The following is a 562-nucleotide window of genomic DNA, read 5'->3' on the forward strand; positions in this document are numbered from 1 at the left end:
TCACGCGGCCGAACGGCTCCGGCGTGATCGACGTGTGCGCGACGACGTCGACCGCCTTCATGCAGGCGGCGACGTCGCGCTGAAAGCCGAGGAAATGCACGCGCTCGCCGAGCCCGTGCAGCGCGACGAAGCCGCGCAGCTCGGCCGCGTACTCGTCCTCGCCGAAAAGCGGCGCGCCGACGAGCGCGACGTGCATGTCCGGATAGAGCCGCGCCGCCTCGAGCAGCACGTGCTGCCCTTTCCAGTGCGCGAGCCGACTGAACGAGCCGACGATCCACGCATCGGCGGGCAGCCCGAAGCGCACGCGCAGCGCGGCCGGGCGGACCGGTTCCAGCGCGACGAACGGTTCGGCCGAGATGCCGTTGAAGACCACCTGCACCGCGCGCCGCTCGAAGCCCGTCAATTCGAGAAACGCGCGCGCGGACGCGTCCGAATTCGCGATCACGCGCGTCACGCCGAGCCGCGCGCACTGCTTGATCGCGCGCCGCTGCTTCGTGCCGAAGTGCGCGTCGCTCACGATGTCGCGCAGATGCCAGACCACCGGCTTGCGCGCGAGCCGCCC

At 71.4% G+C, this 562-nt stretch carries 1 protein-coding gene; it reads right to left on the reverse strand.

Going from position 1 to position 562, the window contains the following annotated elements; all coding sequences use genetic code 11:
* A partial coding sequence (locus tag J5M58_RS25990; RefSeq protein WP_207880188.1) for a glycosyltransferase occupies positions 1-562 on the reverse strand: 562 nt, incomplete at both ends.

This window comes from Pseudomonas sp. 32_A (genome assembly GCF_017490905.1).
Lineage (GTDB): Bacteria > Pseudomonadota > Gammaproteobacteria > Pseudomonadales > Pseudomonadaceae > Aquipseudomonas > Aquipseudomonas inefficax.